We start from the raw sequence: 15,540 nt of genomic DNA, 5'->3' as shown, positions 1-15,540 counted from the left end.
CCACTTACCCTATTGATTTTCAGGGATTTTCGTTATTCATTTGTTTCTATAATCAAAAGACAACAAGACTTGTTGGCTTTATAAAAAATAGAAATTATGGATAATTTACAACTGGAAGATCGATTGATTCGCATTGAGCAACTGCTCATAGCAAACAAAGAAGTATTAACCTTGGAGGAAGCTTGCCTGTATACCGGCATCTCTAGAAGCTATATGTATAAGCTTACTTCTAACGAAAAAATCCCCTATTGCAAACCACGTGGGAAGTTGATCTATTTCGAAAAGAAAAAACTGAATTCCTGGCTACTAAATAAATCTAATCCTTAGAGTGATGACTGGCTACGAATTTTCCCGCACATGGTTCGATTTTAGTTTCGCAAACACTCATAAGATAAAACCCAACCATACCGCTATTTACTTTTTCGCGATAGAACGCTGCAATAGGCTAGGATGGAAAGAAGAATTTGGCTTTCCCACCGATCTGGCCATGGAAGCTCTAGGCATCAAAAATTATAAAACCTATATCCGTGCACTTCAAGATCTGGTGGATTGGGGATTTATAGAATGGATTCAGAAAAGCAAAAATCAGTACACCGCCAACATCATTGCTTTGGTAAAAAATGACAAACCAGTTCTAAAAGCATTAGATAAAGCAATGTCCAGCCATTATATAAAGCAAGTCCAAAACACTTGCCAAGGCATTGCTAGTATAGATAAACAAGTAAACAATAAAACAATAAACCTTGAAACTTTAGAAAAGAAGCCATTAATGGAAATCAAAGATTTTGAAGTTGGTTTTGATCAAAAACTGTCATTCAATTGGGCGATTAAATTTCAGGAGTTATTTCTGCAGAATTTAAAAAATAAAGGTGCGCCATTGAAAAAAATGAAAGAGGCCAGTTTTGAAGATTTCGTAGAGCCTGTTCGGAAAATGCTAATAAATGATGGGATTACGGAAACACATTTACAGCTCGCTTATGAGCTGCTTCATAAAGATGAATTCTGGAAAGGGATTATTTTGGACACGAATAAACTTCGGGAAAAAATAAGTCAGCTTATCGCACAGGGAAAAAAGTCAGTGGAAATTAAAGAAATGGATATAAGAGTTCAGGATAAAATTAAAAGCTATGATTAATTCAAATACAATACTGGTTTCATCAAAAACCTCCGCATCGGTAAAAGTTAATAGTCATCATCAATCCTTGATAACCAAACAACTTTTTTGGAAGCTATTCCGATTTCATGCTCCTCAATTCGTCATAAAACCTGAAAACAAAGAAATAATTTACAGTGTTTTCAGGTATTTTTTGCACCAACCTGATTTCAATGATTACGGAGTGATTAAAAATAAGGCTGATCTGGATAAAGGTTTATTGGTATATGGAGATTACGGAGTTGGAAAATCCACGCTCTTTAATACCATTCATGAAGTTGGAAGAACAATCGTTACTAAAACCCAAAATACCCAATTATGGTTTCCGCGAATATCGACCATAGATATGCTTAATCAGTATTATAAATCTCAGAAACATCCAAGCAGCAATTTTAAACTGGAAAATTATTATCGAGGAAAGCTATACCTGGACGATCTGGGAAAAGAAGATAAGGCTTACAACAGGGAAGAAATAATTGGAAAGCTACTTTTTGAAAGACACCACCGGAAGTTTAAAACTTTTGTAACTACGAATGAAAACCCATCGGCCATAACTGCGAGATATGGAAATCATATTGGAGACCGACTGCCGGAAATGTTTAATATCATTAAATGGGAAGGGAAAAGCTGGAGAGAATAAGGATGATTTATATAATAAGTCCTCACCACATTTTTCCCAATGTTAAAAAGAACATCTTAGAAAAAAGAGGTTCGTCTGTAAAAATCTTGAACACCAACCAAAACAGCGAAGAGGAAAGTAGATTGAGATATGAAAGAATTTCGAACCTAAATCTATCTACTAAAAATTTTGGTTGGAGTTCGCTGGCAGTTTTTTCCGAAAATAATTTAGTGAATAATTATAAGAAAGTTGACTTTAAAATTTAATGGAAATAGCATTAATTAAAGAGCCGATTTACATTTCAAATTTTCAAAAAAGGCTCTAAAAAATTAGCCGTTAAATAACATTATCTATTAGGCAAAATGAAAATTATCAGGACAAAGAAAGTACTCTTTTGATGAGCTGAAAGCGAAGGAAAATGAGTAGCAAGAGGATAACACGCTGCGCGATGTTAGGTTATGCTCATTTTATCATAAGTAATTGAATGCCAGTATTTTATAAATGTATTCAGAAGTTTATAAAACCATTTCAAAGATAATATTTACTACAATTGGTCGGCAGGCCTTATAAACAGTACAACCAATTATCCTAATCTTTAAAAAAAAGGAACCATGAGCAGGAATTTCTCCCGAATTAACTTTCATTCCGAAACGGTAGAACGTTTCAAAAAATACGCCGTTGAAAATGAGGTGAATTATACTGAAACCTTGGAAGCGATGTTGGACTTTTTTGACAAGAATTATATCTCTCCCTTTAAACCATTCCCTCTTACTAATTACAGATTACTACATATTTTCAATAAAAGAATGGACGCCCTAGAAAGTCTCCTACGTAAAATGGAAAAAGATTCTTTAGAGCCTACACTCAAGATTCTTCTTAATCTTATAAATGGCGCAAATTCCAGAAACAAACCTCTGTATCGTGAGAAAAAAGCCTATGAAGAGGATGATACCCATCCCGATTTTTATAAATAAATCAAACAATTTCTTCTGTAGTTTAATTTTGAGTAGAAAAAAAAGAAATTCAGTTTCAAATCATAGCACAATTGCGCCCTCTACTGTTTTTACTTAACGCTTATCTTCCCGAACGCTATAAAAACAGCACAGGAACCACGCGCAGGTTAGTTCTGGTAGATTTGGGGGCATTGTAGTAGAAAATTATGTTTTAGATTCTTGATTAGGAATTTGTGATCTTTGCATAACAATCATTCTTCCTACAACTCTTTTGAAATATGAATATTCATAAAGAATATCGGTTTCATAGTATCTATATAATCTGTTTTGATAAAAATTACTTATGAATCGCCAAGTTTCATATCGGGTCAGTACATTTAATTGGCGGAATTTATCTGAGGAAGGATCAGGATGAAAATCAATAATAGCGTGCTTTTTTCCTAAATATTTATCTAATCGTGTGTTTTTCATAACTTTCCTGTGTTTTTCAGGAAAACTACCTGGTAAAGTAGATGGAACCAGGAACAACTGGATGCCACTGTATTTGAAATGGAATACATTCATCTTCTGAATATTCATAGCTCATGGTCTCATTAGTTTTTTTAAGCGTGTTTGATAGGCCTGAGTATAATTCTCTTTTGACTTTGCATTAAGAAATGAAGCTTTAATCAGTGCTAAAATTTGGTCTTGCTTAGAGGTTAACTCATAAAACACCTTTTCCACTTGCTTTCTTGCAATATCGGCTTGTTTTCCTAAATTAAAAAACTGCGCTGTAATTTTACCTTGCGCCAATTGCGCTGGCAATAAACCATCTATTAACGCAAAATCGTTATCGTCTATATGTAATCTACTGTTTAGCAAATCGTATGCAGGACTTAACCTGAAATCACCATAGGGTGTTTCTAATAAGGAGAAATTTTTAAAATGTGCATCTCCATTGGAAAACAAATAATTAAAAAGCACCAACTTAAATAATTTTATAGATTCTATGGTATACGCTGGCGTGTATTTTTTGAGTAGCTGAAACACCTCTAAATAGTTGCCCAGATATTTAAAGTCCTCTCCATGGGTTTGTGGGGTTCGGCCTGCTAAAGTTGCAAAATCTTCTTGCGCCCTTTTACCGCCGTCATCTTTGACATCGAAGCGTTTGGTGATGTATGCAGGCGCAGCATTTTTAAAGAAAATTAGAGCATTTTCTGCGGTTTCAATATCGAATACCTGCCGGGCAATTTGCATAGTGAGATGCTCATTCGCCGGCATCTGGTCGGCATTTTTACCAACATTAGGTATTGGTTTTAAAATGTATTGCCCTTGTTCTCCTTCTTGTATGAGCCGCAGTTTATTTTTTTCCATTAAAACCGAAAATTTTTCCTGTACCCCAGAAATTGAGATGCGCTTTCTGTTTTCCGTAAACAAGGCATCTGCGATGTCGTTGCTTGCTGGCGAATCGTAGGGTAAAATGGCACTTACTTTTTTACCATTAAACACATGTTTTAATGCGGAATTACTATAATCTGAATAGCCTTCTTTAAGCGTTCCCGGACAATATGTTATTTTAGACAAATCCATTAAGTCTCTATTTTCTTCACTTGAACCGCCCCAATAGTGTCATATTTTGCTGTTGTCAGCAGAATACCAAAATGGTCGTTGGTATCTATTCGATTCTCAAAACAAACGGTTTGTTTATTGGAACCTTCTGGCAGCATATTATAAAAAAAAGGAAACAGATGTTTGGCGTTAAATTCCTGCTGTGTTTTAGGCAGGGTTAAACTAATGGCCGGTTTAGTAGTATCATTAAACCAAAACTTGTGATACTTAAACACAAAGCTGCCATCGTCTAACTGTGTTAATAGTCCCGCAGGTTCTTTTTTATATAGTATTTCTGCTTGTCTCAATTAGTTAGTGTGTTTCTGTTACTGTGATATCCTTAACCTGAAATATAAGCTCCAAACCTAAAGCATCCCCCAGTTTATTTAAGGTTTCTAAGGTTGGATTGCCTTTCCCGCTTTCAAATTGTTTTAGGGTTCGCAAGCCGACCCCAGAGAGTTCTGCCAGCACTTCTTGAGTTACCTGAAGCATTTCTCTGCGGTTTTTTATGGTTTCTATAAGTGAATCAGAGTGCATTATATTGCTCTTTTTAGGTAAATATAAAAAACTTTATTGAATAAACCTCTTATAAGTGCTTTTTAATGCACTATTTGGATGGTTTTACTGTTTATTGAAGTTTTAATACCCAAAAAGTGCTTTACGCTGCACTATTCATATTAATAATCTGTAGTAGGTTATGCGACATCGAAGCTGTACCCTAGTATTGAAAAGAAAAGAATTTAAATTAATTCTAATGCCGACATATTTTGTCGCTTTAATTAACTTTATTTGTTTTATAGAATTAGATACCGATGAGTAGATCGAGAAGAAAACTACCAATTTTAGGAAACTGCCTGGCATCTTCTGAAAAGGAAGAAAAGCTAAAAGCAAATAGAAAACTAAGACGCCTGGTCAGGGAAAAGTTATCAAAATCTTTAATCGAACTGCCTCAACTAAAAGAGATTTCCAACAATTGGAATTGGGTTAAAGACGGGAAATCCTATCGAAGCGATCTTACTAATAAACAACTAAGCAAATAACTATGAACATACTTTATTTACACGGTCTTAAAAGCAAACTCAATGATCAAAAACGGGAAGTACTTGAAAAATATGGCCATGTTTACGCCCCCGACATTGATTACAGTATTAAACATATTCAACCGGAATTAATATTAGACAAGCTTAAAGATATTGAGATCAATGTGATTATTGGAAGTAGCATGGGAGCTCTAAATTCTTATATTATTTCAGACAGTATTGGCAGACCATCATTATTGTTTAATCCACCATTAGCTAAATATGATGGGATCTCATCAATTAAACCTCACTACACCAAGATAAATTCTTATAAGCAAATTGTTCTTGGTGGTATAGATGATATTGTAGATCCTAAGGAGACTTTAGCATTTTTAGGGAACTACATTGATAAAGAAGAAATAGACCTTCATATAGATCCTCGATTAGGGCATCGAATACCTTTAGACCTATTCGAAACTCAAACTGAAATCTTCTTTTCTAAACTTTGTTATTAAAACTAATACTATGTCTGTCCGCCAAACCATCAAACGTCATTACAAAATTATTTCTCTTCTAAGGTTAAGACCTATGGGATATGATGAAGTTCAAGATGAAATGAATATGGATCCTGACTCCAGAGGAGAAAGTTTAATGACTTCTCAAAGAACTTTCCAAAGAGATATCCTTGATATAGCATCTATTTATGGAATTGAAATTGAATCTGATCGAAGTAATAAAAAATACTTTATAAAGGATGATATGGAAGAAACACATTCCCAAAGACTGCGTGAAAATTTTGAGATCTTAAATGCAATTCGACTTTCTAAAAGCTTGGGAAATAGCTTAGTATTTGAAGAGCGAAGGTCTCTAGGTACTCAGAACATGGCAGGGCTGCTTCATGCTATTCAGAATAGTTCAAAAGTGAAATTTGAGTATCATAAATTTTATGATGATACAGACAGCAATAGAGATGTCAAACCCATTGCTTTAAAGGAAGCAAGAAACAGGTGGTATCTTATCGCAAAGGACGGAGATAATATAATTAAGAATTTTGCCCTGGACAGAATTGTGTCGCTGTTAATAACTGAATTAAAATTCAAACCAATACAGTACAACGTTCATCAAGAGTTTAAGGATAGTTTCGGGATAATAAATGGAACAGATGAAAAACCGATTGATGTCGTTTTTTCATTCACGGCTAGAGAAGGGAGATATATAGAATCCCTTCCGCTACATCGAAGCCAGAAGCTCATTTCCAAAACTGAAAAAGAATATCAGTTTAGTTATTTCATAAGACCTACCTATGATTTTAAAATGGAAATCCTTTCCTATGGAGATCAGGTTAAAGTTCTGGAACCAAATAGTCTTAAGGAAACTATTTTAGATACTTTAAAATCTGCTATTAAACCATATTCATAGTGTACCTGAATAAAAGTTCTAAAGTGTTTAGTATTGTGGTCCTACCTTATTAGATTTTCCCAATAAAAAGGATGTTTAGCAGTAAACTTAATTACCTATATTAGTCCACTCCGAAGCCCTATCTTCAAATCAATAATCTCATCTATGAAAGATCTGAAAAGAAGATATCTTACCAAATCCCGCTTCAAACTTGCTTTAGATTGCCCAACAAAACTCTACTATACCAGGAAAAAGGAATATGAAAACAGCAGTGAAAGCGATTCCTTTCTGGAAGGTTTGGCGCAAGGAGGTTTTCAAGTGGAAGAATTGGCAAGGATGGATCACCCAAATGGAATTGCTATTCTTGGTGAAGATTATAATTATCAGTTACTGGCAGATAAAACCAAAGAATTATTGAAGGAGGAGAATGTAACCATCTTCGAACCTGCTTTTCTAATAGACGGTCTGTTCATTCGTGTGGATATCTTAGAGAAAAAAGGAAATAAGATCAGGTTAATAGAGATCAAAGCCAAATCGATCAATAGCAACTCCCATGATTCCTTTATAAATAATAAAGGCAATTTGAGTGGTGGCTGGGATATCTACTTATATGATATTGCTTTTCAAAAATATGTAATGCAATTATGCTATCCCGAATGGCAAATTTCATCCTATCTTAAATTAGTAGATAAGCATTCAATTACTACCGTGGATGGTTTACATCAATGTTTTAAAGTGGTTGCCGATTCTCAATTACGTACTGGTATAGAAAAACAGGAAGGTCTAAGCAAAGATGATATTGGAGAATCTATTCTATGCTTAATAAATGTGAGCCCAGAAGTAGATCTCATTCTAAATAATAACCCAATAGATACCGATAGCTCTTTTGAAGAAACAGTTGCTCATTTCAAAAAGCATTATCAGGAGGATATAAAGATATTTACTGAAATAGGTGCTCATTGTAAAGGCTGTGAATTCCAAATCAAAGATGCATCTGAAGGTTTAAAAAGTGGATTTCACGAATGTTGGAGGGAACAACTTCAACTTCCAGATCATAAAATAGATCGCCCTAAAGTATATAATGTTTGGTACAATCCTGTAAAAAATGCCATAGAGGAAGGCCGCTTTTTTATGGATGAATTAACAGAGAATGACCTCAACATTCGCCCCGAAGCCGGCAAGATAAACCGTTCGGAACGCCAATGGCTTCAGATAAGTAAACATCAAGAAGACGATGCTACACCCTATTTTGATATAGAAAACTTAAGGATGGAACTGGATTCTTGGAAATTCCCATTGAATTTTATCGATTTTGAAACCACTGCGGTTGCCATTCCTTTTATGGCTGGCATGCACCCCTATGAACAGATAGCCTTTCAATTTAGTCATCATATAGTCTATGAAGATGGCAGCGTGGAACATCATAATGAATATTTAAATACAGAAATTGGAATAATCCCCAACCTCGATTTTATTCGTGCCTTAAGAGATTCTCTTTCTGAAAATAAAGGCAGTATTTTTAGATACCACAATCATGAGAACACCATTGTGAATGTTATCTATAATCAGTTACTGAAATCTGAGGAGCTAGATAAACAGGAACTTCTGGATTTTATAGAAACCATAAGTCATAATACAGAAAAGAATGCCAAGTCATGGCGCGGAGAACGAGATATGATAGATCTTCAGAAAACCGTGGTGAATTACTATTATGACCCTTCTACAGGAGGTTCCAATTCCATCAAAGCCATCTTACCAGCTGTTTTAACTTCTAGCGAGTATCTGCAAGAAAAATATCAGCAACCACTTTCTAATCTAGGTGTAACGAGCAATAACTTTGATAATTCTCATGTATTTCTAAAAATGGAAAATGGAACTCCTATTAGTCCATACAAAGCCTTACCTCCGATTTTTGAAGGTTGGGATAATGAACAACTGGAACAAGTTGCCGACAGCCTTTCGGAAATTAAAGATGGAGGAGCCGCATTGTTTGCCTATGGAAAACTTCAGTTTCCTGAGGTTATGCAAGAGGAGCGGGAAGCTATAAGAAATGGATTATTGCGCTATTGCGAACTGGACACCTTGGCAATGGTGATGATCTATGAATTTTTTAGAGAAGTGTGTAAATAAAAAACTGATAGTCCTTTTATCATCAGTTTGAACAAGTGCCCTGAGCTGCTGCATCTATATGTCTTATTTTCAGTGTTTTAACTATTTTTAAAAACCATATTAATATCACAAACTTATTTAAATTAGTTTATGTGTTTTATCTGACAATTATAAAATTTTAAACCATTTACATCAACGCTTTTTACATAACTAAATCCAGGATGCTTGCTCTTTGTTGTTATCAACTTATTTACATCACCTCTAAATTCAAATCTCTGAATTATTTCCTTAGGACGATATGATTTACCTGAATATGTGGATGTAACTTCATAATTTTTAATAAAACCTTTATTTTTGTTCAATAACCCCTCGATTGAGCTATAACTTCCATTATTTAATTTTCCAGATTGAGCGAAAAAATTAACTTTTCCAGAATTTCCACCTAATGAATGTGCAATTTTGTGCCCCCTAACATCTCCAGAAACTAATCCAAGTAAATCATTTTTAGAATTTCTATTAACAACGCCCTTAATTTGTGGTCTATTAATTATATTTTTGGGAAAAGAACTAATTCTCGCCGAAACGGTTCGACTATAATAGTCAGTTTTATAAATTGTATTACCTATTTTGTATGAAGTATTTGGTCTTGGACTATTTAAAATTGGATTTACATAAAATCTTTCTTTACCTCCATATTTTTTTGTAATTATTTCATGAGCTTCTATTACAGTATGTTTCCCTGTTTTAAATATTTTACCTAAAAAAATATTTTCTTTACTAAAAACTGTAATTGACCTTTCATTTTGAATAAGTTTGAATACGTTTTTAGAAGCAAAATCCGATAACTCTTTATCTATTGGTGCTTTAAAGCTCTTTTTTATTAATTTTTCATTTGATTCATTAATAAGCTTTAATGGAATTAGTCCACTTGTAACTTTAATCGATTTTTCTGAAAGTTTTGAAAAAATACTAGAAGATGACCTTTTAGCAATTTTTTCAACATATTCTTTTGAACCATTCTTTAACGTGTATTCCGCTAAATTTATAACTCCTTTTTTTCCACTGTATTCAATAGTTTCGGAAAGCATTTCTTTACCTCCTTTTTTTGCACTGTATTCAATGGATTCTGAAAGTATCTCTTTTTCTCCCTCTTTAAGAAAAGGCTTTAATAAACCTGATTGACATTTCATTTCATTTGAAAACAACAATAATATGGTAAGTAATATTATGTTAAAGCTTTTCATCTATTTCCTTTTTGATTTTCATATTAAATTTTTTCTGTTTACCATAAAATATAGAATCGTATTTGTGAAAAATAGATTGTAAGGATTGCTCATACATATTTCTATATTTTTTTTCAGCATTTCCTTCATTTGAAATGCTTATTGATGCGGAACCTACCATGCTGGCACCTCTAGTAAAAAACAGTGAAAAACCTCCAGTAAAAATACCAGCAGCAACATCAATTGTTATATTTCCAGCTTCGGTAAGAGTGTTCTTGGAAGCCAAACTTTGGGATATTTCTTTTCCTTTCTGGAAATTAACCCTTTCTTTTTTCGTAATGGAATAATCTTCTACAATTTCTTCATTTTGGCATTGATTCACAAATAAAGTTGAAACTTCATTTCTAGTTCCTAACCTATCCGAATTAAGATAATCATTAAAATTACCCCCATATTCATTAATAATATCATCAATTTTGGAATTATCAATAAATTTATTCCAATCTTCAACGTAGTCTTCCTCAACCCGATTCCCACTTGTCAAAAAATCTGCAACAGTGGCATAAGTTCTATATAAATCACTTCCAAAATCAAAATATTCTTCACAAAATTTTTCATACCCAGGGTAGAAGTATTCATCAACTTCGTTTTTTAAACTTACTTTATAATTTAAATAAACCTTATTTTCATCATTAATACGGGACTGTAATGCCATATTTATATCAGATAATATTATTCTTCTTTTCTCACTCTTTATTACTTCTATTTCGTTCACAATGCAAGAAAATTTAATTAAAGGTATTATTTGTTTAAGTTCAAAATAATCATAATCCTGAATTGTAGGTAAAACATAAGACTCTAGAAAATAATTAATAACGATTTCATTTCCAGGATTATCTTTGTAATAATTATTTAATTCAACAAAAGAAAAATTAACTATAGTATTTAATATTTTTTCCTCCCTAATTGCTAATTCAAATTCTAATATCTTTTTTGAATCATCATAAATCTTTGTGCATGATTCTAAATCTAATAATTCATTATAGGTGTAATTTTCCAAATTTGGAAGAATAAACTCTGAAATAAAGTAATTAAACACTTCTTCTAAATGTGGATTTTTAACAATGAATTTTCTCAAATTTGATATATCGGTTCTTTTGAGTTTTTGAAATATTTCAGAGGTTAAATACAGTTTTCTTTTTTCAATTTTCTCATTTAAAATAACAAGATTATTTTTTAACCTCAATTGTTCTAATTGAATAAAATCTGCGTTTCTAATTCTCCCCCCCCAATATTTAACAACTAACTTATCGATATAAAGTTTACGATTAGGGTTATTATTATAAATTTTATTTATTTCTGTAATATTAAAATTTAGCGAACTTTCCTTTACAAGATCATCTATGCTAGAGGTACAACTGATAAAAAACCAGAAAGAAACAATTAATGTAATTTTGTATTTCATTAATTGTTTCTTTCTGGTTTTAAAATCTCTAATTCTTTCATAATCTATTTTTTAATTTAACTTAATCCTTTAGAAAAGTGATATTTTTAGCGTTTTTTTGCATAGGTCTCCTATTAATTGGACATTGCCTTTTTCCAATTCTTTCTAAGGATTGGCCTAGCAAGTGTTGTGTCTCCATTGGAAGGCTCACCTGAATAATGACAATAGGCCTCACCATATTCTACGTCTTGAAATTGGTTCCATTTCTTAAAGGCATTTAGTGACATAGGTCTTTCTGGATTGAATTCTATTTCCTCACCAGTTCTTATACAGTAGCCTACATTCGATTTATTTTCAGGTTGTGTTTTGAAAGTAAATTTCTTTTTTGGAGCTGGATTTACTGTTTCCTTTTTATCGTCTCTCCAAACCCGCTCTGGCCTTACGTTATGAGCCTGGTCTAAATCTATTTCATCCGCAAAATCGTCTAATCTTTTATCTGAATTAAGATTCGATTTCCCTGAACCGTAAAACTTTTCAGTAGAATCAAATAAAACTTCCGATTTCACATATTCATTCCCAAAACTCATTAACCCTTTCTTACTTCTATAAGCAGGTCTCTTAACATAGACAACTTCATTATTATGAGCCAATTCCATACATTCGTGCCATGCCTCAACGTCTGCGGAAGTGGTGAATTTACTGAGGATCTTTTGTTCAGAAAACACTCCGAACTCGATATTATTTTTAAAGGAATAGTCATATAGGTTTATGGAAGTAATTACTCCTTTCTTTTCATTTCCGTAATATTTAGCATGAAGATGTGGGACATAAACAATACTAACATTAGGAAACTTTTTAAAGAAATCGAAATCTTCATTACTTAGACTCCTATTTACTTTCTTTTCATTTTTTCCAAACACTAGGATGATTCGAAGCTTGTGATTATCCATATGCTTTTTGAAAAGATCTTTGAAGTAATCATCTAATTTTATATATGGTGAAACAATTAGCAGAGTTTTCTCCGCATCCCATATAATATCATAGACAACATTTTCTAGGTCTTCCCCAGTCAAAAATTTACTCATTTAATCAAAAATTTATTTATAATAATAATTTAAGTTCCAAATCCACGTTCAAATACCTCAACAAAATCTTTCATTTTACTCATGATACGCTCTCCAATTTCCCTCGCTTTTAGTACACTTGGTCTATTGTCTAAGCATTTAAAGATCTCGTCACGTAATGGCTCATGTTCGTTATACACATAAGCATCTATTAATGATTTAAATTGATCCTTGTCTAAGTGCTCTTCTTCGCACAGTTCAGCCAGCGCTAACACCCTTTGATCGCTCCAATATTTATCAAATTCATCAGAAATACTGTCTACATCACTTATTTTAGGCAGATGCTCATCTATAAATTTCTCTATTAGCTCTCGCTTACTTCGCAGCTCTATATCACCCGCAAGCATATCCATGATCTTCTTTTTCTGAAGATCTGCCTCTCTTCCTTTTACTTGCTTTAATCCAACTAACAGTTTTAGTATGTATGCAACATTTACCTCATCTCTATGTATCAGTTCTAATTCAAAATCTACATCATCCAGAATAGAGGTTTTTTGTTTTTGATGATCTCCTCTTGCCTTTTCATATAAGTCTAAATACTTGCTCTTATAATCTTCAAAGGTTTGCTCATCCATGGGAATATCATCCCAGCTAAAATCTGTAAAAGAGGTCAACACATTCTTTGCTCTAATTAAGGCTCTAAAGGCCTGTACAAATGCTAACTCTTCATCTTCACTCGGTAGTTCATCTACGCTTTTAACTGTAGGGGCAATTTTTAATAGGTCTATAAAGGCTTCAGAGAATTTTTCGGCGATAAATTCATAATCTGGAAGCAATATATCTTCTTTAGGATTTTTATTAGAGAAGAGTGCTATGGCATCATCTGTAGCTTTTTTTAAATTCCGAAAGGAAACGATCTCTCCATGCGATTTTTTCTCATCTAAGATCCTGTTGGTTCTTGAAAAAGCTTGAATTAAACCATGATGCTTTAGATTCTTATCTACATAAAGGGTATTTACTTTTTTAGCATCGAATCCCGTTAAAAGCATATTTACAACAAGAATGATATCTAATCTATCCTCCTCCTTAAACCCAACCTTCTCACGTTCCTTTAATCGCTTACTTATATCTTTAAAATAATTTTCAAACTGCTGTGAATCTTTAGTAGAAAATGCGGTGTTGTATATCGTATTATAATCTACTATAAATTCGTCCAGTTTTTCTCTTGTATGGCTGGTTTTATAAAGAACTTGTGGCTCTGCTGCAAGAGCAGTAGTTGCCGGAAGTAATCCTTGAGCTTCTTCATCTTCCTCGTTAGCTCCATAGGTAAAAATGGTAGCTATCCTCAAATCATGCTCTCCAGCTTCTTTCTTGCGTTTAAAATGCTCGTAATAAGAAATTAGATTAGCGATACTACTAACAGCAAAAATGGAAGAGTATTCCCGATTTTTGGTCTTAGTATTGTGATATTTAATGATATAATCGGTAATCTTTTCTAATCGATTGGGGTCATTTAAAACCTCGCTAGTATCTATATCTTCAACATCTATGTCTATAAATGTGTTGCTCTTATTTTTATATCTACCAACATACTCTATACTAAATCTAAGCACGTTTTGATCTCTAATTGCATCGGTGATCACATACTTGTGCAAGCAGTTACCAAATAGATCTTTGGTAGTTCTTTTCCCGAGATCATTTTTATTAGCATTATCTGCAAAAATTGGAGTTCCGGTAAATCCGAAAAGTTGCGAATTTTGGAAAAACTTAGTGATGCTTTTATGAGTTTCTCCAAATTGAGATCTATGACACTCATCAAAAATAAAGACGATCCTTTTATCCTGTAGATGTTCTATTTGAGATTGATACCTTCCCGGTTTAATAGCATTATTCAGTTTCTGAATAGTGGTAAGAATTAACTTAGTATCGTCTGCAAATTGTTTTACAAGAGAACTGGTGCTATCGGTTACATCTACACTATCCTTTTTAAAGCTATTAAATTCTTTCATGGTCTGGTAATCCAGATCTTTCCTGTCTACCACAAAAACCACTTTATGTACCCCTGGCAGATCCATAATAATCTGACTTGCTTTAAAAGATGTGAGGGTTTTACCTGAACCTGTAGTATGCCAGATATATCCATTTTCCTTCGAGTTTTCAACCTGATCTATTATCGCTTCTGAAGCGTAATATTGATACGGCCTCATCGCCATAAGGATCTTATGTGTTTCATTATGCACAATATACTTCGCTATCATTTTCCCTAGATGTGCTCTGTCTAAAAAAGCAGTAGTGAAATCTGAAAGTTTCTTGATGTTCTTATTATTTGTATCTGCCCAGAAAAAGGTCTGTTTAAAGGTAAGCGCGGATAAAGGATTGTTTGAAAAGTATTTAGTATCTACTCCATTGCTAATAACAAAAAGCTGTACGAAATTAAACAAACCATAGTTGTTCCAGTAAGAATGTCGCTTATAACGATTGATCTGTTTAAAAGCTTCCTTTAATTCCAGACCTCTGCGTTTTAACTCAATTTGAACTAGCGGTAAACCATTGACAAGCAAGGTAACATCATACCTATTCTTATAAGTTCCTTCCTGAGTGATCTGATTGGTGACCTGAAATAAATTTCTGGAAGTATCTTCTGAATTATAGAACCTTACATAAAATGGCTCACCAGAATCCAAAGTTAGCTGAAAGCGACCTCGCAAGCTTTTGGCCTTTTCAAAAACGTTACCCTTAGCAAGATGATTTAGGATGTTATCAAATTCAGTAGTAGAAAATAGCGTTTTATTAAACACCTCGAGTTGGCTTTTTAAATTTGCCAACACGCTGGCCTCGCTATTTAAAGTAACTCTAGTATAGTTTAAGCTCTCTAATTGCTTAACAAGTTGATTTTCTAATGCAGCTTCAGATTGGTAACCCATTTATTGGTTATAAGTTAACGTATAGATCATATCGCATTAAATAGGGT

At 33.3% G+C, this 15,540-nt stretch carries 16 protein-coding genes; 8 read left to right on the top strand and 8 right to left on the bottom strand.

From position 1 onward, the window contains the following. Window positions 1-96 precede the first annotated feature (96 nt). The 4 genes from H033_RS19660 (at window position 97) to H033_RS0105440 (ending at window position 2,746) form a co-directional block, all read left to right on the top strand. Window positions 97-327, top strand: coding sequence for a helix-turn-helix domain-containing protein (locus H033_RS19660; RefSeq protein ID WP_034886125.1), 231 nt, complete (start codon window positions 97-99; stop codon window positions 325-327). 4 nt (window positions 328-331) lie between these two features. Further along, complete coding sequence (locus H033_RS0105455) at window positions 332-1,135, top strand: hypothetical protein (RefSeq protein ID WP_026837385.1); 804 nt, start codon at window positions 332-334, stop codon at window positions 1,133-1,135. Beyond that, entirely contained in the window at window positions 1,128-1,793 is a 666-nt protein-coding gene (locus H033_RS20880; RefSeq protein WP_051227806.1) for a hypothetical protein, read from the top strand. Before H033_RS0105455 ends, H033_RS20880 begins: the two co-directional genes overlap by 8 nt. Window positions 1,794-2,383: 590 nt before the next feature. Next, window positions 2,384-2,746: a BfmA/BtgA family mobilization protein gene (locus H033_RS0105440; RefSeq protein WP_026837383.1), complete on the top strand. Its 363-nt coding sequence runs from the start codon at window positions 2,384-2,386 to the stop codon at window positions 2,744-2,746. Window positions 2,747-2,929: 183 nt separating this feature from the next. On the opposite strand, the gene H033_RS0105435 is transcribed toward H033_RS0105440, so the two are convergent. The 4 genes from H033_RS0105435 to H033_RS0105420 are packed head-to-tail and all read right to left on the bottom strand — an operon-like array spanning window position 2,930 to window position 4,849. Then, a complete protein-coding gene (locus tag H033_RS0105435; protein WP_026837382.1) occupies window positions 2,930-3,304 on the bottom strand; it encodes a hypothetical protein in 375 nt (124 codons plus the stop codon). A 3-nt stretch (window positions 3,305-3,307) separates the two neighbouring features. Further along, the gene (locus tag H033_RS0105430) at window positions 3,308-4,294 is read right to left on the bottom strand and encodes a type II toxin-antitoxin system HipA family toxin (RefSeq protein ID WP_026837381.1); all 987 of its coding nucleotides are present in this window, start codon (window positions 4,292-4,294) and stop codon (window positions 3,308-3,310) included. Continuing rightward, on the bottom strand, window positions 4,294-4,620 hold the full coding sequence (locus H033_RS0105425) for a HipA N-terminal domain-containing protein (RefSeq protein ID WP_026837380.1): 327 nt from the start codon (window positions 4,618-4,620) through the stop codon (window positions 4,294-4,296). The genes H033_RS0105430 and H033_RS0105425 overlap by 1 nt, the downstream gene beginning before the upstream one ends. A 4-nt stretch (window positions 4,621-4,624) precedes the next feature. After that, window positions 4,625-4,849 (bottom strand): helix-turn-helix domain-containing protein, encoded by a 225-nt coding sequence (locus tag H033_RS0105420; protein WP_026837379.1) that lies wholly within the window; start codon window positions 4,847-4,849, stop codon window positions 4,625-4,627. Window positions 4,850-5,124: 275 nt separating this feature from the next. Here H033_RS0105420 and H033_RS0105415 point away from each other — a divergent pair, with 275 nt between their 5' ends. The 4 genes from H033_RS0105415 to H033_RS0105400 all read left to right on the top strand — a co-directional run bounded on the left by H033_RS0105415 (window position 5,125) and on the right by H033_RS0105400 (window position 8,859). Beyond that, complete coding sequence (locus H033_RS0105415; protein WP_026837378.1) at window positions 5,125-5,352, top strand: hypothetical protein; 228 nt, start codon at window positions 5,125-5,127, stop codon at window positions 5,350-5,352. 2 nt (window positions 5,353-5,354) lie between these two features. Then, the gene (locus H033_RS0105410) at window positions 5,355-5,846 is read left to right on the top strand and encodes a YqiA/YcfP family alpha/beta fold hydrolase (protein WP_026837377.1); all 492 of its coding nucleotides are present in this window, start codon (window positions 5,355-5,357) and stop codon (window positions 5,844-5,846) included. 10 nt (window positions 5,847-5,856) lie between these two features. Continuing rightward, window positions 5,857-6,750 carry a helix-turn-helix transcriptional regulator gene (locus tag H033_RS19650; RefSeq protein ID WP_034886121.1) on the top strand — a complete coding sequence of 298 codons (894 nt, stop codon included), beginning with the start codon at window positions 5,857-5,859 and terminating at the stop codon, window positions 6,748-6,750. Window positions 6,751-6,894: 144 nt separating this feature from the next. Beyond that, the gene (locus tag H033_RS0105400) at window positions 6,895-8,859 is read left to right on the top strand and encodes a DUF2779 domain-containing protein (protein ID WP_026837376.1); all 1,965 of its coding nucleotides are present in this window, start codon (window positions 6,895-6,897) and stop codon (window positions 8,857-8,859) included. Between the two features lie 122 nt (window positions 8,860-8,981). On the opposite strand, the gene H033_RS0105395 is transcribed toward H033_RS0105400, so the two are convergent. The 4 genes from H033_RS0105395 to H033_RS0105380 all read right to left on the bottom strand — a co-directional run bounded on the left by H033_RS0105395 (window position 8,982) and on the right by H033_RS0105380 (window position 15,493). Next, entirely contained in the window at window positions 8,982-10,082 is a 1,101-nt protein-coding gene (locus H033_RS0105395; RefSeq protein ID WP_026837375.1) for a DNA/RNA non-specific endonuclease, read from the bottom strand. Continuing rightward, window positions 10,069-11,526 (bottom strand): hypothetical protein, encoded by a 1,458-nt coding sequence (locus H033_RS0105390; RefSeq protein ID WP_026837374.1) that lies wholly within the window; start codon window positions 11,524-11,526, stop codon window positions 10,069-10,071. Before H033_RS0105390 ends, H033_RS0105395 begins: the two co-directional genes overlap by 14 nt. A 113-nt stretch (window positions 11,527-11,639) precedes the next feature. Continuing rightward, window positions 11,640-12,590 carry a phospholipase D family protein gene (locus H033_RS0105385; RefSeq protein WP_026837373.1) on the bottom strand — a complete coding sequence of 317 codons (951 nt, stop codon included), beginning with the start codon at window positions 12,588-12,590 and terminating at the stop codon, window positions 11,640-11,642. 29 nt (window positions 12,591-12,619) lie between these two features. Next, window positions 12,620-15,493: a type I restriction endonuclease subunit R gene (locus H033_RS0105380; protein WP_026837372.1), complete on the bottom strand. Its 2,874-nt coding sequence runs from the start codon at window positions 15,491-15,493 to the stop codon at window positions 12,620-12,622. Between the last annotated feature and the right edge of the window lie 47 nt (window positions 15,494-15,540).

Source organism: Gillisia sp. JM1, assembly GCF_000424645.1.
GTDB lineage: Bacteria > Bacteroidota > Bacteroidia > Flavobacteriales > Flavobacteriaceae > Gillisia.
This window is presented reverse-complemented; position numbering and strand designations above follow the sequence as displayed.